This window comes from Methylomicrobium lacus LW14 (assembly GCF_000527095.1).
Classification (GTDB): Bacteria; Pseudomonadota; Gammaproteobacteria; order Methylococcales; family Methylomonadaceae; genus Methylomicrobium; species Methylomicrobium lacus.
This window is the reverse complement of record NZ_AZUN01000001.1, coordinates 2,430,593-2,455,681: the sequence shown is the minus strand read 5'-3', so window position 1 is coordinate 2,455,681 and position 25,089 is coordinate 2,430,593. Positions and strand designations below refer to the sequence as shown.

At 54.0% G+C, this 25,089-nt stretch carries 12 protein-coding genes; 10 read left to right on the top strand and 2 right to left on the bottom strand.

Going from position 1 to position 25,089, the window contains the following annotated elements; all coding sequences use genetic code 11:
- The first annotated feature begins 267 nt into the window (after positions 1-267).
- From METLA_RS0111060 to METLA_RS0111040, 5 genes are all read left to right on the top strand, one after another.
- Positions 268-1,194 carry an SPFH domain-containing protein gene (locus METLA_RS0111060; RefSeq protein ID WP_024298617.1) on the top strand — a complete coding sequence of 309 codons (927 nt, stop codon included), beginning with the start codon at positions 268-270 and terminating at the stop codon, positions 1,192-1,194.
- Positions 1,195-1,205: 11 nt separating this feature from the next.
- On the top strand, positions 1,206-1,649 hold the full coding sequence (locus METLA_RS0111055; protein WP_024298616.1) for an NfeD family protein: 444 nt from the start codon (positions 1,206-1,208) through the stop codon (positions 1,647-1,649).
- A gap of 157 nt (positions 1,650-1,806) precedes the next feature.
- The gene (locus tag METLA_RS0111050; protein WP_024298615.1) at positions 1,807-3,519 is read left to right on the top strand and encodes a type I secretion system permease/ATPase; all 1,713 of its coding nucleotides are present in this window, start codon (positions 1,807-1,809) and stop codon (positions 3,517-3,519) included.
- A gap of 18 nt (positions 3,520-3,537) precedes the next feature.
- Positions 3,538-4,860 (top strand): HlyD family type I secretion periplasmic adaptor subunit, encoded by a 1,323-nt coding sequence (locus METLA_RS0111045; RefSeq protein ID WP_024298614.1) that lies wholly within the window; start codon positions 3,538-3,540, stop codon positions 4,858-4,860.
- Between the two features lie 7 nt (positions 4,861-4,867).
- Positions 4,868-6,238 carry a TolC family outer membrane protein gene (locus METLA_RS0111040; RefSeq protein ID WP_024298613.1) on the top strand — a complete coding sequence of 457 codons (1,371 nt, stop codon included), beginning with the start codon at positions 4,868-4,870 and terminating at the stop codon, positions 6,236-6,238.
- Positions 6,239-6,528: 290 nt separating this feature from the next.
- On the opposite strand, the gene METLA_RS22610 is transcribed toward METLA_RS0111040, so the two are convergent.
- The gene (locus METLA_RS22610; RefSeq protein WP_024298612.1) at positions 6,529-6,945 is read right to left on the bottom strand and encodes a hypothetical protein; all 417 of its coding nucleotides are present in this window, start codon (positions 6,943-6,945) and stop codon (positions 6,529-6,531) included.
- 1,031 nt (positions 6,946-7,976) lie between these two features.
- Between METLA_RS22610 and METLA_RS0111030 the strand changes: the two genes are divergently transcribed.
- The 4 genes from METLA_RS0111030 to METLA_RS0111015 all read left to right on the top strand — a co-directional run bounded on the left by METLA_RS0111030 (position 7,977) and on the right by METLA_RS0111015 (position 22,336).
- Entirely contained in the window at positions 7,977-19,139 is an 11,163-nt protein-coding gene (locus METLA_RS0111030) for a beta strand repeat-containing protein (protein ID WP_024298611.1), read from the top strand.
- A gap of 413 nt (positions 19,140-19,552) precedes the next feature.
- The gene (locus METLA_RS0111025) at positions 19,553-20,422 is read left to right on the top strand and encodes a SapC family protein (protein ID WP_024298610.1); all 870 of its coding nucleotides are present in this window, start codon (positions 19,553-19,555) and stop codon (positions 20,420-20,422) included.
- 125 nt (positions 20,423-20,547) lie between these two features.
- Positions 20,548-21,054 (top strand): hypothetical protein, encoded by a 507-nt coding sequence (locus METLA_RS0111020; protein ID WP_024298609.1) that lies wholly within the window; start codon positions 20,548-20,550, stop codon positions 21,052-21,054.
- Between the two features lie 271 nt (positions 21,055-21,325).
- Entirely contained in the window at positions 21,326-22,336 is a 1,011-nt protein-coding gene (locus tag METLA_RS0111015) for an IS110 family RNA-guided transposase (RefSeq protein WP_024298608.1), read from the top strand.
- A 401-nt stretch (positions 22,337-22,737) separates the two neighbouring features.
- On the opposite strand, the gene dbpA is transcribed toward METLA_RS0111015, so the two are convergent.
- Complete coding sequence (gene dbpA, locus METLA_RS0111010; protein ID WP_024298607.1) at positions 22,738-24,120, bottom strand: ATP-dependent RNA helicase DbpA; 1,383 nt, start codon at positions 24,118-24,120, stop codon at positions 22,738-22,740.
- Between the two features lie 124 nt (positions 24,121-24,244).
- Here dbpA and METLA_RS0111005 point away from each other — a divergent pair, with 124 nt between their 5' ends.
- Positions 24,245-25,087, top strand: a complete 843-nt coding sequence (locus METLA_RS0111005) for a PA4780 family RIO1-like protein kinase (protein ID WP_024298606.1) — start codon at positions 24,245-24,247, stop codon at positions 25,085-25,087.
- Positions 25,088-25,089: the final 2 nt, after the last annotated feature.

Here is a 25,089-nt window from a genome sequence, read left to right as displayed (position 1 = left end):
TTAATCCTTCGCCTGATCAAAAGGATAATATTCAGGTATTTTTGTACACGCAGGCTTGATCTCCAGGAAGCGGAATGAACGCAGTTAAGGTCGCGGCATTCGGCGTCTTAGATGCTTTTTATGGTGAAAAATCGGGCGATTGTGATATAAATCCCGCTAAGTCTTCACGCATCCTAAAATAGTTGTAGCCGGCGGCAGGCGGAGAATTTTCTGTGCCATACTGTTGGCTGTCATTCACCTTTTCAACCTGAGAAATGAGGAGGCCCCATGGGCTTTGGCGCGTTCGTTTTAGTCTTGTTGGTTCTGGCGATATTGCTGGTGTTTTTGTCGGTAAAACCCGTTCCTCAGGGTATGGAATATACGGTCGAGCGCTTCGGTCGTTATACCAATACCTTGACCCCCGGATTGAATATCATCATGCCGGTCATCGATAAGATCGGCCGCAAAATGATCATGATGGAGCAGGTGCTGGATGTGCCGTCGCAGGAAGTGATTACCAAGGACAATGCGATGGTGACCGTCGACGGCGTGGTGTTTTACCAGGTCATGGACGCCGCGAAAGCCGCGTACGAAGTCAGCAAGCTGGAATGGGCGATCCTGAATCTGGTGATGACCAACATCCGGACCGTGATGGGCTCGATGGATCTGGACGAGTTGCTGTCACGGCGCGACGACATCAATGCGCGCCTCTTGACCGTGGTCGACGATGCGACGACGCCCTGGGGCATCAAGGCCACCCGTATCGAAATCAAGGACATCGCGCCGCCGAAAGACCTGGTCGAAGCGATGGGCAAACAGATGAAGGCGGAACGCTTGAAACGCGCCTCGATCCTGGAAGCGGAAGGGCTCCGGCAATCCGAAATTCTGCGCGCGGAAGGCGCTCAGCAGGCTGCGGTGTTGGAAGCCGAAGGCCGCAAGGAAGCCGCCTATCGGGATGCCGATGCGCGGGAGCGCCTGGCGCAAGCCGAAGCCAGGGCGACCCTGATGGTGTCGGAGGCGATCGGCAAGGGCGACCTGAATGCGATCAATTATTTCATCGCGCAAAAATACATCGACGCGCTGCAAAAAGTCGCTTCCGCGGAAAACGCTAAGTTGATTTTCATGCCGCTGGAAGCCTCCAGCGTGATTGGAGCGCTGGGCGGTATCGGCGAACTGGCCAAGGAAGCGCTGGGCAAAAACACGAAAGGCGCGTAATGGAAATGGCGATGAGCGAACTGGATTTTGTCTTCTGGTACTGGTGGGTCTGGGCGCTGCTGCTGTTGGTGATCGAACTGGTCGCGCCCGGCTTCTTCTTCCTGTGGATGTCCGCGGCGGGTTTCGTGACCGGCTGTCTGGTCTTCCTGTTTCCCGATACGCCTGAAAATTTTCAAATCTTTGAGTTTTCGATACTGTCGGTCGCCGCGATCGCGGTCTGGCGTTTTTATGTCAAAAGACACCCGATTGAAAGCGACCGCCCGCTTTTGAACAAACGCGGCGCGCAATACATCGGCCGCGTTTTCAATCTGTACACGCCGATCGAAAACGGCCAGGGCAAGATCAGGGTGGGAGATTCCATTTGGACGGTGCACGGGCCCGATTGCGACATTCACACCAAAGTCCGGGTGGTTTCGGTGAACGGTACCGTCTTTGAGGTTGAGAAGGTCGAATAATGCGGCAGGGCAAGACGGACGCTCTGGCGATTTAGGCTTTGGCCAATCAATTGCTTTTTAGTATGTGTAGAAATGAGTTGCATCGTTATATTAAGACTGAGTTAAGGCGATTTATGAGACAATCATTGGATTTATTTGAAATTGAAACAATTTGCGCATGAAAACCATCAAGACCGATTTGGAACAGGCTCTAAAACTTTGTAAAGGAGCGTTTCTGTCTGCTGCGGGTTTTAGCTTGTTGATCAATTTCTTAATGATCGCGCCATCGATTTATATGCTGCAAGTGTATGATCGCGTGGTGTCGACCGGCAATAAAACAACGCTTGTGATGCTGACATTGATCGTATTGATGTTATACATCACGATGGCATCCTTGGAGTGGGTGCGATCACAAATTTTAGTCAAAGTCAGTACGCGTTTGGAAATGCTGCTGAATGAGAGGTTGTTCAGGGTTGCTTTTAAGCAAGCCTTATTTTCGGGCGGGCGGCAAGCTACGACGCAGGCGCTCGATGACCTGACCGGATTACGCCAGTTTTTAACCGGAAACGGCTTGTTTGCTTTTTTTGATGCGCCCTGGATGCCGATTTACTTGGGGTTGTTGTTTGTATTTCATCCCTGGTATGGCTGGTTTTCGGTTTTTACCGCCATCTTAGTGAGTCTGGTCGCTGTCGCGAACGAAAAAGCCACGGCTAAGACACTGAGTGAGGCGAACCAAATCTCGATCGCCACGCGTGGGCTGTTAGGCAAGAACTTGCGAAATGCCGAAGTGATCGAGTCGATGGGCATGTTGGGCAATATACGCCGGCGCTGGATGGAAGGCTCGGTAAAAGTCTTGGATTTGCAAGCCATCGCCAGTTCCCGTGCCGGGCTATTAACCTCCCTGTCCAAAGTCATTCGCGTTTCATCGCAATCACTGATTTTAGGGTTAGGCGCCTATTTGACGATCGAGCGCGAAATTTCAGGGGGGCTGATGATTGCCGGCTCCATCCTGATGGGGCGGGCGTTGGCTCCCATCGATATAATGATCGGCAGTTGGAAGGGCTTTGTCAGCGCCCGCGGACAATACAAGCGTCTGAATGAAATTCTGCAGCAAATCCCTGCCGAAAAGGAGCACATGCAATTACCCGACCCCGAGGGGTGCATTCAGCTCGAAAATGCGATTATCACGCCGCCGGGCAGCAAGGTCCCCGTTATCAAGGGGCTCAACCTGGTGATCGAAATAGGCGACATTGTCGGAATGCTCGGCCCTAGCGGCGCCGGCAAGTCGACGTTGGCGCGGGCTATATTGGGTATTTGGCCAACCGCCAACGGTTCAATTCGTCTGGATGGCGCGGAAGTTTTCAACTGGGACCGCGAGCATCTCGGCCGTTTCATTGGCTACTTGCCGCAGGACATTGAGCTATTCGAGGGCACCATCAGCGAAAACATCGCCCGTTTCGGCGAAATTGATCCGGAAAAAGTCGTCGAAGCCGCCAAAATGGCCGATGTGCACGAGATGATTTTGCGCTTGTCTGAAGGCTATGACACTGTCATCGGGGCGACGGGCGGAAACCTGTCGGGAGGGCAGCGGCAACGCATCGGTTTGGCGCGGGCCTTATATGACAATCCGGTTCTGGTTGTTCTCGACGAGCCGAATTCCAATCTCGACGAGCAGGGCGAAAGCGCGCTCGAAAAAGCCTTGCTCAAGCTTAAACAAAAACAGACGACGGTGATTATCATCACGCATCGAAACAATGTGCTGTCCCGCGTTGACAAGCTGCTGATTCTGAATGAGGGGGTTTTGGTGGCTTATGGGCCGAGAGTCCAGGTCGTCGAATATTTGCAGCAACAGCAGCAAAAACAGCAACAGATTGCCACCCCCGTGGCTTAAGCCGCAGATACGCTCAATATGACCGAAAACACTCAAACAATAACAGCGCCTAAAGACTTGCAGACCAATGATCGCTCCGTCCGCCTGATCGGCGCGGTGATCGTGACTTTGACCTTCGGTATTTTTGGCGGCTGGGCATTTCTGGCGCCGTTAGACAGTTCGGCGCTGGCGTCAGGCGTTGTCGTCGTAAAATCGCACCGAAAAACCGTGCAGCATCTCGATGGCGGCATTGTCGCCAAAATCCTGGCCAAGGACGGTGATGTGGTCAAGGAGGGCGATACCTTGTTGATTCTGGACGATACGCAAATAAAAGCCCAGATGGAAATCGCGCGCAGTCAATTCATCGTCTTGTCGGCGCAGGTAGCGCGCTTGCGCGCCGAAAAAGACCTGCTCAATGCGATCAAGTTTCCGGAAGCGCTGAATGATGAAAGCGACCAAAGAATTACGGAGGCTAAACAGGCCGAGAGCAATGTTTTTCACTCCAGAAAAAAAGCCCATGACGGAGAAATGGCGGTACTCAAGGAAAGAATCAGCCAAATTTCCAGCAAAATAAAAGGTTTGCAAAGCCAGGGCGAGAGCAAAAAAATATTGGTCGACTCCTACGGTGAAGAAATTCATGATTTAAAGGAGTTATTGGCGGAAGGCTTCGCCGACAAGCAGCGTTTGCGCGATATGGAGCGCAATCATGCCATGCAGAGTGGCGAAATCGCCCAGCTCAATGCGGAAATCGCCACCAACCAGATGCTGATCAGCGAAACGCGCTTGCAAATCCTGCAGGTCGAAAAGAAATTTCAAGAGGAAGTCGCCGGCAAACTCAGCGAAACGCAGGCCGAGTTAAACGATGTCAATGAGCGGCTGGCCGCATCCCAGGACAAGCTCGATCGAATCATCATCAAGGCGCCAGCCAGCGGCATGGTGATGGGTTTGTCGGTGCATACCCAGAATGGCGTCATTTCGCCCGGTGGTGCGATACTCGACATCGTGCCAAAAGACGCCGAATTGATCATCGAAGCGCAGGTGTCGCCTAACGATATCGATCGTGTCACGGTGGGCTTGCAGGCCGAGGTGCGTTTTAGTGCATTCAAACAGGCAATAACGCCAAAAATGAACGGAACGGTCATTCAATTGTCGGCGGACCGCTTTGTCGATGATGAATCCGGCGTGCCTTATTATCAGGCCCGTGTGGAACTGACGCCTGAGAGCCGAAAGGATCTCGGCAAATTGCAATTGGTGCCCGGCATGCCGGCGGAGGTATTGATCAATACCGGCGAGAGGACCTTGTTTGAATATTTGGCTCAACCCGCGACCAATGCGTTTGCGCGTGCGCTTATCGAAGATTAGACGGTACATGAATAAATTTTACATGCTGTTGGCGTTAGTGCTTGGCTTGCACGTCCAGACGTCGTGGGCGGATGATCTGCTGACCATTTATCGCCAAGCCCTGGAGGCCGATCCGCGGCTCAAGTCGGCGGAAGCAAAAATGGAAGTCGGCGCGGCACAAAAAGGCCAGGCGTTAGGGCAGATGCTGCCGCAAATCAATGCCAGCGCCAACTGGTCGAAAAACAGCCAAAGTAGTGATTCCGGCTTGCGTATTACCAATAGTTCCTATAACGGAACGCGCTACTATGTTTCGCTGAGCCAGACCCTGGTCGATTTTGCCAAATTCTGGGAATGGCGGCGCGCGTCCAAGGTAGAAGATCAATATGCTGCCGAGGAGATCGAGGCCCAGAATGAATTGATTTACAATGTGGTCGATCGTTATTTCACCGTGCTCGAAGCCGAGGATCAATTGGAATTGGCGCGAGCTGAAAAAGAAACAACTCAGCAACAGTTGGTGCAGGTACAAAAACAGTTTGCCAAGCAAGTGCTGAAAATAACCGATGTGTACGCCGTGGAAGCGCGTGTGGATCAGGTCGCTGCCGACGAAATCAAGACGGAAAGCCAGTTGGTAACCAGCCAGCAAGGGCTGCGCGAATTGACTGGGGTTGCGCCTTCAAGCCTGCAAAGGCTGCAAGAAAACATCGAGTACAAAGAACTCGAAGGCGAATTGCAACAATGGATAGACATGGCGCAAGGCCAAAATCCCGCCTTGTCGGCCAAGCGCGTCGCGATAGAGGCGGCGGAAAACAATGTGGCCGTACAAAAATCCAAATACCTGCCGGTTGTTGACCTGCAGTTGAATTATTACGACACCAACACTGGCTATAATAGCCAGAATTTGAACTCGACTGTGCAAACTCAGGTTGCGGCGATCAATGTCAACGTGCCGTTGTTCGCCGGCGGCACGACCACACACCAGTTGTTTGAAGCGAAAAGCCAATTGCGCTTGAGTCAATACGATAATGAGGCCACCTTGCGCGGTCTGGTCAAGGAAACCAGCGATGCCTTCCTCAGCACCAATGCGGACGTCAGGCGCATCAAAGCGGGGCGTAAAGCGCTCGAATCGTCGGTCAAATCGCGCGAATCGATGGAGCGAGGTCTCTACTACGGTGTTGTCACGGTAAGCGATCTCCTGAAGGCGCAAGAGGGTGAGTTTGTCGCCAAAAGAGACCTTGCGCAGGCCAAATACAGCTACATCAAAAATCATATCCGCTTTTTGCTGGCCCTCGGCTCTCTCAGCGAAAGCCACTTGCACGAGATCAATGGCTGGCTGGAGCCGGCGGGGACAAATATAGCGCCGGCTAATCATAAGCTCGAAATAGGGGAGGCGCCTGAGTAAGTTTTTGCCGCATAAGTCATAACAATCACAACCCGGGCGAAGCCCCCACTGCCATTAAGTTAAGGATTTCTCCGTTCGCCCTGAGCTCGTCGAAGGGTGAACGGAGAAATCCGAGCCGCATAAGTTAAGCCGTTCATGCTTCGACAGGCCCAGCACGAACGGCTTAACTTAATGACAGTGGGGGTGAAGCCCTGCCGCCGATGGCTGCCGGTTGACTCGCTGGATAGCTTTCTGGCATGCCCGGTTTACCAACAGTTACCGATGTCAGCCGTAGATGAGCGGTGAGTCGATTATTTGAGTTTCTTGAGTGAGCAGACTAGAGTGCCGTCCGTACGCCAAAGTTGACGGAGCCTGCCTGTTAAGTGCGATTTCGGGTTTTGGGTGGCGGTTGCTCCGGCATTGATTTCTCCGCATTCAGCAATGTCGAGGCCAGGACGAAAGCTGGCTCGCAACAACACCCCCGCAGGCATGCAAGTGTTGCCGCCATGTGCATCGTTAATGTCGCTCTTACGCGCAGGCACAGAGCGGGGCTCGCGGGCATTGGCGACGATGACATCGATACCCGCGCTTTCGAGAATCTCAAAGGCAGGCACCCAGTAAACCCCCGTGGATTCCATGGCGGCTGTCTCAATACCAATAGTCAGCCAACCAATCCGCCGTGCGCTGAATATCAACAGTAAACGCCTGAAAAGTTTGTACGGGCTCATTGCTTAGACTGGGTGGGACCGCAACGACGTGAAATCGGGAACCAATATCGATCCCGGCTGCACGTCACTACCATTAAGTTAAGCCGTTCGCTGAGCGAAGTCGAAGCGATTTGTTGGCTTCGGCTCCGCTCAGCCAACGATAAGTTATGCGAGGAAAACCTTAACTTAATGGCAGTGGGCTGCACGTGGATGAATAACGGGTAGGCCGTTCGTGGGGGGGGCTTGCTTTCGACATGTTCACCTCATTCCGTTGCGCCAGCGCTTGCTGGTAACGGGCTAAGAATTTCTCGTCTTTCTCCCTCGTCATAAGCTTTCCAGTCTGTCGAATCCGTCGCGAGAGGGGGGGGATTCTTTGCCGCCTATTTCTGATGTTTTTTATTTTTGTGAAATAGAACGCATTCTTCAGGAATTGTTAAGCTGAGATAAATATACTGTAGTGGCAGTATTACGTCGGCAGATAGTTTGCCTTAATAAAATTGCAAGAATATTTTAAGTTTATATTAATAATGCCGTTATGGCGTATTGGTGGGTCGGCATCTCAATTTTATGAGAATATTAGGTTTGATAGGTAATCGGACTAAGCGAGATGCGCAAAGAGGGTTTCAATCAATCTAATACAGTTTAAGGCTAAATTAAGCATGAGCGGTAATTTTGCGCAATATTTAAGATTATCCTAACACTTTGATAATGTCTAAGCGCGGATAATGCGGATTTAATAAAGCAATTACGCATAAATACTCATAATAATAGAGTGTAGAGTAATTCGTCATTTCCTCTAAAATGTTTTTAAATTAAACAGCATAGGAAAGAAGGCTGTAAGCGAGGCCTGGTGATCAGGTGACGAATTAAGCAAAAAAATAGACAAAATTGTTTGAATGACCATATACTTCATGCTGCAAGCAAATGAGTGATTATTTAAGGCGCATGAAATAAGTGAAAGCCAATTCAGTCGTTTGTCATGTTAGACGTGGCATTTCTCATCTTTTCAAGTTGTATCAAAAACAAAATCTTGTAACTAAACGGAGTAAATCATGGCGATTAATTCTACACAAAAAGCTCAAGTGATCATCGGAGCTCTTAAGGGAAGCGGTGTCAATTTGACGACTAGCCAGGTAGCGAAGCTGACTGGCTCTATTGCAACTCTATATGCTAAAGGCAAAAGCGACGACTATATTGCCGCGTATGTCCTTAAAAAGCTGTATGTTAAAGCGCAATTAAGCAAGCTGATCAAAGCGCATGACCCACGAGTGGGTGTTGTGGATACCGATGGCAACGGCAAGTTTTCTACTGCCGAAAAAAAGGCGTTTTACGCCCATCTGGCCAGCGACCTTGTCACTGAAACCCAAAAATATGCGCCGACAACGCTGACGCAAGATAAAACGACTGTCACGGAAGGCGTCGATGCGATCACCTTTACGGTGACGGGCACACCAGGCGTGACCCTGAATTGGAACGTTGATGCCAATCACGTCGCCGATGTGAATAACGCTTCCGGCACTGTGACACTGAATGCGGCGGGAACCGCAGTCTTTACCGTAGCTGCAAAAGCGGATGGACTGACCGAAGGTAACGAGCAAATTAATGTCGCCCTGACGAATGATGCCGGCGTAGTCCTCGGCAGCAGTGCGCCTACTACACTTGTTGATACGACGGTACCACCGGATCCGCAATTGCCTGCGGAAAATTTATTTACCTTGACCGAAGTCATTGCGGAACCGGGTACGCCGGCTATTCCTGATTCGACGGTCATCTATTGGGGTTACGACCCGCAGGGGAATGGTATTCCTGTTGCCGATTTGGTCAACTTCCTGACCACGATCACCGGTCTGGACCTGAAGGAACTGGGTCTGATCGATGCAGACGGCCAAGATCCGTTCCAGAACGTCACCAGCCTGACACTGAGCAATCCTCTGTCTCCGACCAGCAACAACTCTGGCGGTGCCTCTCAGGGTGGAGAAATCGACCAAAGCACCAACCTGCGCATCACGTTCGCGGACGGCACTTTCCTGAACGCGGAAGTGGCGCTGGGCGACTCCTATTTCCAATTCCTGAACAACCTGCTGTTCGATGCCGAAGGAAATTCACGTCTTTTCGAAAAAACCGTGGATGGTACTTCCGGCACCGGACCTGTCCTTGCGCCGATCGTTCTGACCCCTACCCAAAACAATGGCGGCACCATAGAAACTGGCGTGACCAGCGCTGACGACGATACGATCGTTGCCGGTCGTCTTGAATTGCTGCACCAGGCCTATATCGACGGCGGCGCAGGTTACAATATCTTGGAAGTTGACGCCAAGGGCACCTACGCGCAACCGCTGACGCTGAAAAATATCCAGGAAGTTCGCGTTAATGACTTGCCGAATTTCTATACTACATACTACGGCGATCCTACTGCCGACGGTAATTTGGACAACACCCAGTTCACCGACACCACTTTGAATTTCCCGACACCGATCGGCGATGGCAGCGACAATAGCTGGATTGATCTGAGCCGCGCTACTGACATCGAGCGACTGGTCGTGACTGACGGGGGCATTGACGATACCGATTACCCTTTCAATAATCATATCGATGGTAACAATCATTTACCGGGATATGACAGTGAATCCGGCGACTTGTACATCGTGGGCGTCCGCAACGCGGCGACCCTACGTTTGGAAGGCGCCTTCCAGAGCGGCACTACGACGATCCAATACGGCCAAGGCCAAACTGGCACCCTGAACGTCGAACTGGCGCTGGGCGATGTCGAGCAAGATATCAACATTCTGCAAAACGCCGCTGTGCTCAACATCGATTCCCAAGGTGTTGAAAACCACATGCACAATTTCTTCGCGGGTGGTTCCGTCAGTCGTTTGCTTGTCAAAGGCACCGGCGTCTTCGGTGTTGACGAAGATCTAAACAGTAGCTTTAACCAGGGCCGTCCCGCCCTGATCGACGCCAGCGCCAATACCGGCGGCCTGGATGTCACCCTGAACGGCCACTACAAAGTTACGATCAAAGGCACCCAAGCCGACGACGAAATCATTTCTAATGGTTATTCTGATAGTGATCCTAACCAACCCGATTATCAGAATCCTGTAATCAGTCAGGGCGACGTCGTCATCGAGGCCGGTAACGGCAACAACGCCATCCAGGCTGATGGCCGCAACATCGTCAAAATCACCAGCGGCATCGGCGATGACAACATTTCTGCCCAAGACGGCAAGACGGTCGTGATCAATGCGGGTGAAGGCGACAATGTCATCAACGCCGATGGAGCAAAAGACTTGGATCGTGTGGTAACGATCACTACCGGGTCCGGCAATGACACCATCTCTGCGGTTCGTGCAGGCACGGTGACCATCGACGCGGGCAACGGCAACAACAACATTACGGCTGCCGCCAACGAAATCACCATCACCACGGGTACCGGTAACGACAAGCTGGTAGTGTCGGGGATGGATGTTTTTTACCTGAATGGTGATAACACCGATACCGACAACAACACGCACGATCTGGAGGGTATCTCCGAAATCCTGACACCAGGCGCTTTGCTCAACATTAACGTCGGCGCTGGCAGCAACACCATCATCCTGGGTCGTGATACCGATGGCTCTCATGGTCCCGCTGCTGATTACGGCGTCACTGCCCTGGAAGGCTCCAGCATTACAGGCTCCAATATCGCGCTGTTCGTCGAGAACACCAGCGACCTGACTGAAGCCGCTCTGTCTGGCATCACCAAGGTCACTCTGAAGCAAGAGCTGACCATCACCGACGATCAGTTCAAGAGCATCGGCGCGTCTGCATTCAGCGTTTACCATGCGGTCTTCGGCGCGACGGAAGACCTCCATATTCGAGTCGATTCCGACGCCAACCTGACCGACCTGCTGAACGCTCAGGCTCTGAGCACCAACGTGCGTCTGAACTTCGAACTGCACAACGGCGCTACCCTGACCCTGACTGCTGAGCAACTACATAAGTATGTGGCAGTAGGCGGTATTGACGGCGCTGATGGCCTCAACGGCAAGATAATCGTTACCGGTGCCGGCGCTAATTTCGATCCGTTCGACAACGGTGCGACGCAACTGGTCATCGACGGCGGCACCATTTCTGCCGGTGACTTGTACGGAGCAGAAGACGTCACCATCATTCGTGACGGCACCTTCGAGCGTCCTGTAGTGGGCGGTCTGGGCGACTTCCTGACCATCAATTCGGACACAACTCCGGTTGTCGACGCCGACGTCATCACCGAAGCCCAAACGCTGAAGATCACCGGCAGCCACAACATTGAATTCAAGCATGTGGTTGACCTCGGCGGCGAAGTTAGCGCGAGTGGCAAGGATATTGTAACTGGCCAGTCTGTCAATGATGTTCTAAACCCTGGAACTCTGGAAACCGACGGCTTCACCGTCGACTTCCACACTCTGACCGGCACAGTCACCGGCCTGACCCTGGACCATTTCCAGGATGTCAAGTCCATCGTCGGCAACAACACCGGCACCCGGATCGATGTCAAGCTGAACGCTGACGTCGGTGCGGCAGGTGTGAACAAGGGCTTGAACACCCAAGGTGTTGCGCAATATGTGGTCACCTCCATTGATGTGGATCAAGACGGCGACATTACCGACGGCGGCAACAACGTCATCGTCCACCTGTGCGATCTGACCAAAGACGTTCAAGTGATCGGTCTGCACGGCAACGCGGGTAACAGCGTGACCTTCACGGCAGTGCCTTGGGGCCTGGTTGCTCCAAGCATCCTGCTCGAAGGCGACGGCTATGCCAACTGGAATGGAGGTCTAAAGGTTGACGGCAATCCGGATACCTCCGACATCGGTACGGTCAACGTCGAGTACTTCACTCCAGGCGCGCCGGCGGTTATTAACATCAACAACGGCGGCGTTGAACTGGGTGTGACCTCCACTGGCACCGAGCGCAAGTTCTTGGTTGATGGCATCAATCTGACCAATGCGGCCTCTGCAACTATCAATGTCACCCAAGGCGATGCGGTCATTACTGAAATCAGCAGTGATTCCGGCCTCAAGACCTTGACTGTAACGGCCACCGAAGACGTAACGATCAACGGCGAGCTGCCCACATCGCTGACCGCAATCAACGCGTCTGGCGTAGTCGGTCACTTCACCGCCACAATCGACCAGCCGGCTGATGACTTTACCTTTGTCGGTTCGCAAGGCGGTTCCAACCTGACCTTGCAAGAGGTCTTAGATGCCACTGCGGACACCCACATCGACGGCGGTGTCGGTGGCGTGGTGCTGACCATCGGCGGCGATTATCCAGGGGATGATAACGTCGATCTCAGCGCGGCCACACTGACCCACGTGACTGCTGTGGTGTTGACTGACGGTGCTGATCTGTCATTGACGATTGAGCAAGCTAATCAAATCGGCGCGGCGAATTTCTCAGTAGAAGAGGGCGCTACGGCGAGCCTGCACCTGAGTGGTTTGAATGACCAGCCTTTCGCGCTGGCAAACTTCGCTGACGGTATTACTGTCTCTGTTGTTGATGTTGCGGCATTGCCAACTGTCACGCTCGATCCGGCTACCGACCTGACCGGCATTGGTGGCTTGCTCGTGCACGAAGGCACCGTGTTGAACCTGACCGCGGCGCAGTATCAACAACTGACCGATAACGGCAGCATTGTAGCCTCTGATGAAAATGGCGATGGAAACATCGACGTCACGGTCAACATCACCGATCTGACCCAAGCCGATGTCGACAATGGTTTCGATACTTCCGGAATTACCGGTGGTATCAACCTGACTCTCACCCTGGCAGAAAACGTCGCCTTCCCAGACGATGACGGTGCGACCGTTCTGACTAATCTGAGCGGTGTAGAGGCGATCAATGTCGGTGACAACCTGACTCTGACGTTGCCGCATGTCGAAGACGCTGACGGTGTCGATATCAATGGTGGCGCGAACTCCACACTGGCGTTCACCGACACCAGCGCTGGGGCATTCCAAAGCATCGATGCTTCCGGCTTTAACGTTGATACCCTGAAGATACTCAACGTCCTGGTTGATCATCTCAACGTCGACCTGCTGTTTACCGGCCTGCCACAAGCTGTGACGAAGGTGATTTACAACGGCCAAGGCTGGGTAGAAGGCGTCAACCAAACCGTCGTGATCGAAGAAGGTACTACGGTTCCTGGCTTTGTGGTGTTCAACAAGCCAGAGGCTGACGTTGAAATTCAGAACTTCACCTTGAATCTGAATGGTGGTACCGAAATCGGCGGTAATCTGCGCCTTTCCTCTTCAGTGAAGGAAGATGCTTCGGGTAACGATCTGATCCAGACTCACCTGAAGACCGTAACGATCAACTCGACCGGCACCGGCGCAAACCTGTTGTCGGGTAAAACCGCTAATATCATCGATGGTGCGATTACCTCGCAAGGTACGGGTAATCAAGTTTCATACATCAGCGTTGACAACAACCTGCTCGACGTAACCATCAATGCCGAACAAGGGCTGATTGTCCAAGGTGGCATTGTCTTTGAATCGGTGACAGGGGATGACTCTGTAACCGCCAACGACAACGATGAAGCAGTCGCACTGCTGACTGTCAATGGTACTGCGGATGTCAATGTCGGCGCTCTCAACACCAGCGACAGCGATGTCGATGGTCTGAACGTAGTGAACAACGGCACCGGCACCCTGAGCGCGGTCCTCGATAGCGGAGTGATCGACGCAGACGATGCGCTGAGCTTCACCGGCACCGGCGACATCGATCTGACCATCGAAGGTAACGTTGATCTGTCCGACGATGTCCTGACGGCCGTTGATCAGATTAAGATCGATGGCAACGGTGAACTCACGTTGACTCAGGCGCAATTTAATGCGCTGGGCGTGGCAAATCTGTTGCCTGATAGCAGTCCCGCAACGACAGCGCATCTGAACATTGTCGAATTGGGTTCTGCTCCGTTTGATGCGAGCGCGCTTGCCGATGGTATCGTCGTTGACAGCGTGACCATCGCAACTGGCAACATCACGCTCGATCCGGCGACTAATCTGACCGGCGTGCAGCAAATCATCGTACCGGAAGGTAGTACGCTGACTCTGACCGCTGCGCAGTTCCAGCAACTGCAAGGTTCTGGTTCAATCGTGGGTGTCGATGCAACAGGTGCGCCTTCCACCGAATTTACCGTGCATATCACCAGCCTGACTCAGGCAGATGTGAATCACGATGAAAACGGTGACGGTGACTATATCGATGCCGGCGACTCGTTCGTGCTGACGGGTATTGCGGCTGATAACGTCACGGTAGCCCTCGGTGAATCTACCGTGACACTGGGCACCTACGATGAGGACGGCAACCTGCTGGCTGCCGCGGATCTGAATGGGGCCGACGTGATCTTGGCGAACAACCAGACTTTGCGCCTGGTGAACTCGGATCAAGCCGATGGCCTTGATGTCAGCGGCGGCAGCAACACCACACTGGTATTCCTGTTCGACAACACCGGTCTTCCAATAGTTGGCAACGTAGGAACGATTGATGCTTCCGGCTTCAACGTGAGCACGCTGCGGGCGCTGAATACCTTTGTGGATGGAACCGACGTAGAAAACCTGCTGGTAAATCTGCCTAGCGCTGTCACTCTGGTTGTCTATCAAGATCCAGCTGAATTGGGCTTCGTCTCTGCGACCAACCGCGTTGTGGTGATCGAACCCAGCGTTACGGTTCCAGGTTTCCTCGTATTCAACGATTGGCAGGATGACCATGAAGTTCGCACGCTGTCTCTGACTCTGAGTGGCGGCGTCGAAATCGACGGTAACCTGCGTCTTTCGACGACCGACAAGGATCCGGGCCTGGTTGCTCGCTACTTCGATACGCTGACCATCGTGTCTCAAGGCACCGCAGAAAACATCGATAGCCATGAAACCGCCAACGTGATCGATGGCGATATCACCGGCGAAGCGACCTTTGGGCCATCGCGTGAAAACAACCTGCTGAACGTGAACATCAACGCGACGCAGGACTTCATCGTGACTCAAGACATCGTCTTCACCTCGATTGATCCGGACAAGACTGACGCCAAGCTGACCATCACTGGTTCGGCAGATGTGACGGTTCATGGCCTGGATGCGTCGGACGATGACTTTGCAACGCCTGGCGCGGATATCACCACGCTGACCATTGCCAACAACGGCACTGGTACGTTCACTGCCACCGGCGGCACACCAGCTATCTTTGGCGACATCGAAGAACTGGTGTTGACCGGTACGGGCGATATGGCCTTCGGTACCGACGAGCCAGGCGCGGAAGGTGTAACTTCTTCCACCCTGTCCGTGATTGACGCCTCCGGCCTGTCTGGCGACCTCGACCTGGGCGAAGTGAACGACGTCGACTCCGCCGACTTTACCTTCACTTCGGGTACTGGTGTCACCAAGCTGACCCTGACTAGCGATACGCTGGACAGCACCGGCTTGGATGCTGCCCCGGGTACTGCCGACGACACCGCAGGCTGGACTTTTGATTTCAGTTCTGCGGCGGCAGGTAGCGACTTCCATCTGGGTGCAGGTTTGAATCTGGTGGATGGTTCGGTGTTGAACATCAACATGGGCACCAACGGTACGCTGTACATCGACCAGTCGTATGATTTGTCAGGTCTTGACCTGTCCATCCTGCAAAATCAACCGATCGTGTTGGCCGACGGAGCGATACTGACCTTGACTGCTGAACAGGCCAATGGTCTGGATATCATCGCAGGTCCTGATACAGGCGCTGCCGGCATAACCGCGAAGGTGAACATCATTGACCTTGGCGATACTCCGGTCGATTTGAGCGGCATCGCCACTAACATCGCTGGCGTTGTGACGCTGGAAGATAACGATGTGACGCTGGCTGCGGCGACCGATCTGGGCGACTTCACCGTGCAGCTTGATGACATCAGCGGCGACAGCGGTAGTCTGTCAGGTCAAACCATCCGTTTCACGACGGTCGATCAAGCCGCGCGTGCAGTTGATGTGGTTGATACAGGAACGGTTGGAGACAGTTCGGCCAACGTGGTCTGGCTGTTTACCAGCATCCCTGGACCGGTCGATACCAGCAAATACGATTTGGCATTGGGCCGCCTGTGGCTCAACGACGACCTGATCAACAATCAGGGCGGTTTGGTGGAAAATCTGTTCACGACACTGCCAAGCACTATCCTGCGTGTCGATTTTGCCGACTTGACCCAGCTGAACGTCCTGCTGTCTTCCAACGCGGTTGATCGCACGGTCGAGTTTGTGAACTTCACTTCGCTCGGCAACTTGACCTTCAGCGATATCGGGGCGACGCCAGACGAGTATATCCGCAACCTGACGCTGGATCTGGGTGGTCAGGCGACCATCGGCAACATCGTGGTGGATGACGTGATCGGTGGTTCGAACATTAATCCGGCCAGCATTGATTTCAATGCGCTGACCATCAATTCGTTCCGCGCAGTCCGCACTGGGGACATCCTGGCTTCGGAAGGCTTCGTCAACGATAATGATGGCAGCAGCGAAACCAAGGCAACGTCGGATCTCAGCACTGCCCCTGGTGAACAGAATGACGCCTCGTTGGTCGGTAATGAAAACACGCTGCCGAACAACATCAACACGGTCGGCGAAATCAAGGTGGGCGGTGCCAATGGCATCGATCTGGACCTCGTCAACATCAACACCGGTGCGGTGACGGTCATCGTCGACGGCAGCGGCCAGCAGGGCGCGGCGATTGCCACCGGCAAGATCACCTATGACAGCGAAGTGGCCGGCACCGTAGTGAACCTCAACGTGACCGGTGCCAACAATGTCACCATCGCGGCGGTGAACACAGGTGACGCGCAAATCGTCGGCATCGACACCAACACGGCTGGCTTCACCGCCACGCTGAATGCGCCTGGCGCGAGCCCGGCATACGACGTTGACAACACCGAAGGCTTGGTCTTCAGAAATGGTGGCGCAGCGGCCGGTACGATCAACCTGGGTTCGGCGACCAACGCCGGTGTGGCCGGCAACCAGCTGAGCCATATCGACGCCTCGGCCTTTGGCGGTACGCTGAATCTGGGCATCGTCGCCGAGATCGACAGCACCGATGATCTGGCACAGGACTTCAACGGTGACGGTGACACGCTCGACGCCTATGAAGGCGCCAATGTGGCGTTCTCTTTTGTCTCCGGCTCGGGTGTAAACACGTTGACGCTGGCGACTGCGAATGGCAGCACGCCGCAGCTCAACGCAGGCCAAACCTGGAGCTTCGACTACACGGGAGCCGATCCTGGCAGCTACCTGGAAATCACCGATGACGTGATCTTCCAGCCAACGGTCGATCCGCTGGATCCGACCACGCTGAAGCTGATCAATGTGCCGCTGGTCATCAACGGTAACGTCGACTTGTCCAAGATCACGCTCGATATAACCGGTGGCAGCATCAGCGTGCCGGCGGGATCATCGCTGACGCTGACGATCGATCAAGTGGACTACTTGCATGCACAGGGGGTATTCGTTGAGGGCAGTGGTACTACTTATGTGGTGGGCGATGGCACGGATCATGATCTGACAATCAACGCCGACGTGCTGAACACAGTAGGTGTTGACTACTCTGGCGTGACGCTGGATACGACGCTGCCAGCTCCGCAGGACGCAGATGGTCGGTTTGCGTTTAAGGTCTGGGGTGCGGTGGACGATACCAACGTTGCTGCTGTGCAGAACATCGTCGGCTCGGATTACGGCGACGATATCGACGAGTCGTTGAACTCCATTGTCGGTGCCACGGTGACCGGCGGACTTGGCGATGATGCAATCAATTCGCTGTTCAATGGCGGCTCGACGACCTTCAATGTCGATGCTGGGACGGACACGATCCAGGGGATGTGGACCAATGGGGCTGGAACTATCCGGGATGTGCTCGTGGTTTCGGCAGGCGCTACTACAAACGCGTTCGTCTACGACTCCTCGAACTTCGTGGCGACCGCCGCGACTACGAACGCCGGCACCGCCAACATCAGCAAGGATCCAGGCACCGTGTCCAACACCACGATCGATGTTTCGCTGGCTGGTGGCCCCAATGGCTACAACCTGACGGGCTCCGACAGCGCAACCTCGGCGATCGATACCCTGATTGGCAGTGCCCAGGCTGACGTGATCAACGGCGGCAACCTCCATCAGACCAATGCGGCTGCGGCGGATGTCCTCACCGGTAACGGTGGCGCGGATATCTTCGCGTTCGATCTCGATCTGGGTACTGCCGCTGATCTGGTGGCCGCGACGACGACGGCGGGCGTGGATCGTGAGCTAATCACGATCACCGCTGACGCGACCGATAATGGTAATGAGTCACTCACTGTCAACTACATGATCAACGGTGTCTTAGACAGCGTGTTGGTTGATTTGACGAATGCCTTTGACATTACCGATGCCAGCGCCATCGCGGTGGCTGTTGCCTCTGCACTGAATGCGAAGGCGAACATCGGTGCGACGGCGTCGACTAATGTGGTAACCGTCAGCGGTGATGCCGGCGGTAACCTGACTATCAACTCGGTGACGAACGGCGGTACGACTGACACATTGAGTGGGGTCATCTCGAACGGCACCGATGATAAGCAGGTAACCACCCTTACCATCAACGGTACGCCGAACCCAGGTGATTTCTACAGTCTGGTTGCCGACTACGCTTCTCCGTTGACCGGCGAGTCTGCCGACTACACCGCGTTGCCGGGCGATACTGCAAATAACATTGCAGCAGGTCTGGAGGGTAACTTCACGGACGGTGAAGTGACCGCGACGGTTGTAGGCAATGTGATCACGTTCACGGATAATGGTGGCGATAACGGCGGCTTTGCTTTGGGTACGGACGCCACTGCGGCCTTCGCAGGGTCGGGTGCATCCGATAACGGCGCACTTGACTACACCACTGCCGATGTGATCACGGACTTCCTGTCGGGAGTCGACAAGATCGACTTCGGTCTGCAGGCGGGATCGGGTGGCAACTACCTCGAAGTTGCTGAGGTGGCTACCTACAGTGCCGCTAAGGCTGCCGCCGATGTTGCGTTCTTCACCAACGGGGGCAGTCTGCAGTACTACCTGACCTCGGCGACGGATCTGGATGGTGCTGGCCCGGAAACGAATGGTTCCGGCCTGCTGTTCTTCGATGCCAACCTCGACGGTCAAGTGGATGGTGTGGTGCTGCTGACAGGCGTGACGAACAACTCGTTCTCAGCCCTCGACATCCAAGCCTAAACCCGTAAGGCGGAACCGGTTTACCGGGTTCCGCCGCACGAGCCGCAGGATGACGCATCAGCCGGTCGGATGGCGGATCGCCTAACGGCATCCGCCCTACGTGGGTGATCAATCGCGAACCGAACATAAATAAACCAGGAAAAACGTAAGGTCAAGGATGGCCTGTTAAAAGCCTCCTCGGGGAAATCCGGGGAGGCTTTTTGTTTTTCTGGCCTCCTGATTTCCTGGTTCCCAAGCTCTAGCTTGGGAACCCATATCGTGAAGTTCCGGCTTCACGGCTATACTGGAAGCGGGAGCTTGGGAACGAGAACTGTACGAATTATCCTGGCCCAACCGGACGCTGGAGATCGAAGGGGACAGACGGCCGCAGCCGCTAGGTCCCATATCTGTTTTAATCAACCTTAACGATACAGATGAAACCAAATTACCAACCAATAGACGCAAACACCCATCGGCAACACGGCCGGAAACAATCGAGTGGCTATGCATTTGCCCAAGGCGATGCTTTCGCGCCGTTGTTGATGGCCGAACTGTCTCATGCCATCATTCATTACCCCTTGGCTTTTCGCTCAAGCGAATCCGGCCGTTTTCAATTGATCGCTCTGTTGGGGGTGCACGCAGGCGAAAATCTGTTCGTCGATGCAAACGGGCAATGGCGCTCGCCTTACATCCCGAGCCATTTCCGAGCCTATCCTTTCAGGCTGCTGCAAGTCCTGGCAGAAGGCAAACAATTGATCATGCTGGGCTTTGATCACAGCAGCGGACTCTATCGGGAAGCGCCGGATCCTCTACAGCAAGAGGAACGCTTCTTCGATGATCAGGGACAACCGCAGCCCTGGATGCAGCAGGTGAGCAACTTTCTGGTCGAGAGCGCCAAGAATCAACGCATCACCCAAATTGCGGTCGAGGCCCTGGCTGCCTCCAAAGTGTTGGTGCCTTTGGAATTGCCGCAGTCCAACCCCAAGGATGAACGCGAATTGCTGGGAGATGTCTATTGCATCAGTCCCGACGCGATGAAGACATTGCCTGGCAGTGTGCTGGAAATTTTGCGCGATACGCAGGCTCTTGATCTGGCCTACGCCCAGATGTTTTCGATGCAGCGTTTGACCGAACTGCGCAATTTAGACAGGCAGCGTGCCCAACAAAAAGCCAATACGCCTCTGCCTACGGGGCTGGGGGCTAGAAATGGTAATGTGCCTCTGCCCGGCGGCCTGGATGGATTACTCGGCGCATCAACCCAAAAGGATTCCATCGACCTTGAATGGTTAAAAAATTACAAATAACTTCTGGTTCCCAAGCTCCAGCTTCACGAAAGGCATACGGGACGCTTGAGCTTCCCAGGCTATAGAGCCTGAAAGCAAGGGTGCAGCAGTCTGCACGGAATGCTATTTTTATTCGTTACTAAACCATGACTCTATTAAAACGCATCACAACCGATTATGACGAAGCGGAAGATCGAATCAAACTGGTAGGAGAGTATCAGTCTGGCAATCTAGGCGTGATATGGCTGACGCAGCGCTTATTGTCACGCTTGTTGCCGGTGATACTGGATCGTCTGCAAAAGGCAATGGGCGACATACATCAAGTGGGGCAAGTGGGAAGTGTGGTGCAGGAGTTTGCTCAGCAAGCCGCGCGCGCTCAAATGCCGCCATTACCCCCCTTAAAACCCGAACCTGATGCTCAGGCTTGGTTGGTGAAGTCGATCGACATCGCATCCGTTTCGAATGGTATTCGTCTCACTTTTAAAGGTCCCGGCTTTGAGCAAGCGATTCTAAAATTGGAAGGCCAGTTTTTGCGGCAATGGTTAAACATTCTTTATGATATCAATCGCAAAGCAGGCTGGCCTGTGACCATCTGGCCGGATTGGATCCGTGAAAGCGCGCGCCCATCTGAACAGCAGGTGGTGAAACATTAAGGGATTGTTCGGAAATGAATTGACTCCATTGCGATGTTGTCGTACGGGCAATATAGGAAAATTAAAGGCAAGCCGTGAGTGTGCCACGGCCGTAGGATATAGGGCGTGTTTCATCGAGTCTTGCGGCTATGTGTAGATGTAATAAAGCGGCCCGCAGCCATCCTGCACCGGAACGGGTGGACAGTTTGAATAAAAAGTGTCAGCCTCCGAAAGTTGATTAAACAAACACGGGGCATCCGCAAAGGAAGCCCCAAAATAACCGGAGGCTGAGATGAACTACTGTGGCATTGATTTAGCAAGCAAAGCAAGCGCTATTTGCCTGATGGATGGAACTGGCGCCATTGTGCGGGAAGAAGAGATACCGACCGATGCGGATGGTTTCCGTATCTGCCTTGGCGGTGAGGAGGCGATGAAGTGCGTCGTGGAGGCGTCGCCCTTGGCGGAATGGGTGGTGCAGGTGTTGGAAAGGTTAGGTCACGAAGCGGTGATCATTGATGCGAGGCGCGCCAAGGCGGTGGTCTGTACCAAGAAGAAGACCGATCGCGTGAACGCTCGCGACCTCGCGAATATGGCACGCACGGGTTGGTATACGGCGGTGCACCGTAAATCCGGAGCGGCACGGGAGTTGCGTACTTGGCTGGCGGCGCGGGCGGGGCTAGTCGAGACGGCGAATGCACTCAATGCCCGCATCCGAGGCTTGTTGCGGGCGCATGGGATCAAGTTAGGGAAGGTGGCGGAGCGGGAGTTCGAGATGAAAGTCCAGGCCGTGGTCGAGGCGCGCGAACCTGCCTTGGCGGGCGCTTTAACGCCATTATTGAATCTGTGGCGACAGTCGATCGATGCGGCGGAAGTGTTACGCAAGGAGATCAAGGTGCGGATCCGGCAAGACAGCGTTTGCCGGCGATTGATGAGCGTGCCAGGCGTCGGGCCGTTGACGGCGGCGGCTTACCTGGCCACCATCGACGATCCTGAACGTTTTCAACGCAGCGACCAAGTCGGCGCGTATCTCGGCTTAGTCCCGAGCGTCTATCAATCCGGCGACATCGATTACCGAGGGCGGATTACCAAGGAAGGCGACGGTTTACTTCGCTGGCTGCTGGTGGAGGCGGCGCATAGTCTCTTGAGCCATACGCGGCGAGATTGCGCCTTGAAACGTTGGGGTGAGCGGTTACAGGCACAAAAAGGCATCGGCAAGGCGCGGGTGGCGGTGGTGCGGAAATTGGCGGTCATCCTGCACCGCTTATGGATCACCGGAGAGACATTCGACTGGCAACGGGTTTAGTGCGAAAAACCGAAAGTGTTGTTCAAAATGACTTAGATTCAACGCCTTAACTGCATTCGAAAGGTTAGGAAAGGAGCGGCATTTTTAAAGATAAAAGGTTTCGGAAGGTTGGACCTCGTTCCGGGCTTGGATACAATCCGTCACAGTAGATTGAGGCCAACCCTCCGATTACATCGTGCGGCATTGACCGCGGAGAGAAGCCTGAAAACTTTTTGTCTTTAAACATGAACTGATCGAAATTTCCGAGGAACGAAAAACTGATAAAAATATAGGCACGGGGACTTGGCAACAAGGGCCGCTTTAGAGAAGCCCGGATGCAACGCAGTGGAATCCGGGGGAGCGGAGCATAGTTCCCTCGGATTACGCAAAGCTTCATCCGGGCTATGCTCATCTAGATTCGCTCAACGAACCTTCCAAACCCTAAGCTTACGCCCCTTAATCGTGCCGTCCGCCAATTGCTTGACCGCCTGATTGGCCATACTTCTCTCGATGGCGACATAAGAATAATTATCGGTAATATCGATTTTGCCGACAGACTTGCCTTCAATCCCCGCCGCGCCGGTCAAAGCGCCTAGAATATCGCCGGGCCGGATTTTGCTTTTGCGTCCGCCGTCGATGCAAAGGGTGATCATCGGCGCCGTGAGCTCAACCTTTGTTGCCGGTTGCAAGGTGGCGATATCTACGTAAGTGACAGGATGTTGCTGATAATCCTCAATCGCGTTGATTCTATGGGCATCTCTGGGGCTATACAGACTCAGCGCCAGGCCTTCTTTGCCGGCTCTGCCGGTGCGGCCGATACGGTGAATATAAACTTCGGGTTCGTAGGGAATTTCGTAATTGATTACCGCCTCTAAGTCCTTGATATCCAGGCCGCGTGCGGCGACATCGGTGGCGATCAACAGCGGGCAGCTTTTGTTGGTGAACAGCAATAATACCCGGTCGCGGTCTTTTTGTTCCAGGTCGCCGTTCAATACCAGGGCATGCTGGCCGTGTTTTTCGAGTTCGTCCGCGACCTCCTGGCACTGGACTTTGGTATTGCAGAAAATCACCGCCGATTCGGGGCGGTAATGGGCCAGCAACGTGACTAAATGGTTGCTTCTTTCAGCATGGCTGATTTCAAAAAACAATTGCTCGATCGGATTGTCACGGTGCGTGATTTCAACTTTGACTTCGACCGGATTTTTTTGAATGCCGGCGCTCATTTTCTTGATTTCGTCAGGATAAGTCGCCGAGAATAATAACGATTGCCGGTCTTTCGGCGTGGCCTTGATGATCTTGATGATGTCGTCGTAAAAGCCCATGTCCAGCATGCGGTCGGCTTCATCCAGCACCAGCGTGTTGATTTGGTCCGGATTCAGGGTGCCTTTATCCAGATGCTGTTGAATTCGCCCCGGCGTGCCGACCACGATATGCGGGCTGTGCTGTTGCAGCGACTCGTATTGTGGGCGAATCGGCGTGCCGCCGCACAGGCTGAGTAATTTGATATTCGGGATGAAGCGGGCGAGGCGGCGAATTTCTTTGCTGACCTGATCGGCCAGTTCGCGGGTCGGGCAGAGAATCAGCGCCTGAACCTGGTAATCCTGCGGGTCGAGCCGGGTTAACAGGCCGATGCCGAAGGCGACGGTTTTGCCGCTGCCGGTTTTAGCCTGGGCAATTAAGTCCTGGCCTTTTAAAATAGCCGGGAGGCTGGCTTCTTGAATCGGCGTCATGTGCTGGTAGCCCAGCGAGTCGAGATTGGCGCGCAGGGCGGGGCTTAATAAATCGAGGAAATTGGAGTTGGACACGAATGATGGGTCTCAAGGAATGGAAATAACCGCTATCATAACAGATAAGGGCTCTCCGATTTTTGGCTGCGGCGAATTGACGCCTTTATTTTCACACTTTACAAACTAGGGTATAAAGCCTGTCATGAAAACCCCAAAAACTCTCGAACCCTTGGTGGAAGCCGGCCTGATCGATGAAGTGCTGCGGCCTTTGAAAAGCGGCAAGGAAGCGGCCGTTTATGTGGTGGCCTCCGAAGGCGAAATCCGTTGCGCGAAGGTTTACAAGGAAGCCAGCAAGCGCGGCTTCCATAAACAGGCGCAATACAGCGAAGGGCGCAAAACCCGCAATAGCCGCCAGGCGCGGGCGATGCAAAAAAACACCCGCTACGGCCAACAGCAACAGGAAGCCCTGTGGCAGAATGCCGAAGTCGATGCGTTGTACCGGCTTGCGGGCGCCGGCATCCGCGTGCCGAAGCCGCACAACTTTATCGAAGGCGTCTTGTTGATGGAACTGATCACCGACGAGGACGGCAACGCGGCTCCCCGCTTGAACGACCTGGAGCTAACTCACGAACAGGCGCTGGAATTCCATCAATTCCTGATCCGGGAGGTCGTCAAAATGCTCTGCGCCGGCATCATCCACGGCGATCTTTCCGAATATAACATCCTGGTCGACGGCCAGGGGCCTGTCATCATCGACTTGCCACAGGCGGTCGATGCCGCCGCCAACAATAACGCCGCGAGGATGCTGGAGCGGGACGTCAATAACCTGGCGACCTATTTCGGCCAGTTTGCGCCGGAGCTGCTGACCACGCGTTACGGCAAGGAAATCTGGAAGCTCTACGAAAGCGGTAGCTTGAATCCTGACACGCCGCTGACCGGTCGCTTCAAAAGCAGCGACAAAAAGGCGGATCTAAAAGGCGTGATGAAGGTCATCAAGGATGCCAAAGAAGAAGCGATGCAGCGCAGGTTTGAGCGCGAGAATTAGCG

Excerpts from the sequence above, each read along its gene's own strand:
- METLA_RS0111045 (WP_024298614.1), top strand. The coding sequence starts at position 3,538 with ATGACCGAAAACACTCAAACAATAACAGCGCCTAAAGACTTGCAGACC.
- METLA_RS22610 (WP_024298612.1), bottom strand. The coding sequence starts at position 6,945 with ATGAGCCCGTACAAACTTTTCAGGCGTTTACTGTTGATATTCAGCGCA.
- METLA_RS0111055 (WP_024298616.1), top strand. The coding sequence starts at position 1,206 with ATGAGCGAACTGGATTTTGTCTTCTGGTACTGGTGGGTCTGGGCGCTG.
- METLA_RS0111020 (WP_024298609.1), top strand. The coding sequence starts at position 20,548 with ATGACTCTATTAAAACGCATCACAACCGATTATGACGAAGCGGAAGAT.
- METLA_RS0111025 (WP_024298610.1), top strand. The coding sequence starts at position 19,553 with ATGAAACCAAATTACCAACCAATAGACGCAAACACCCATCGGCAACAC.
- METLA_RS0111005 (WP_024298606.1), top strand. The coding sequence starts at position 24,245 with ATGAAAACCCCAAAAACTCTCGAACCCTTGGTGGAAGCCGGCCTGATC.
- METLA_RS0111060 (WP_024298617.1), top strand. The coding sequence starts at position 268 with ATGGGCTTTGGCGCGTTCGTTTTAGTCTTGTTGGTTCTGGCGATATTG.
- METLA_RS0111030 (WP_024298611.1), top strand. The coding sequence starts at position 7,977 with ATGGCGATTAATTCTACACAAAAAGCTCAAGTGATCATCGGAGCTCTT.
- METLA_RS0111040 (WP_024298613.1), top strand. The coding sequence starts at position 4,868 with ATGAATAAATTTTACATGCTGTTGGCGTTAGTGCTTGGCTTGCACGTC.
- METLA_RS0111015 (WP_024298608.1), top strand. The coding sequence starts at position 21,326 with ATGAACTACTGTGGCATTGATTTAGCAAGCAAAGCAAGCGCTATTTGC.
- METLA_RS0111050 (WP_024298615.1), top strand. The coding sequence starts at position 1,807 with ATGAAAACCATCAAGACCGATTTGGAACAGGCTCTAAAACTTTGTAAA.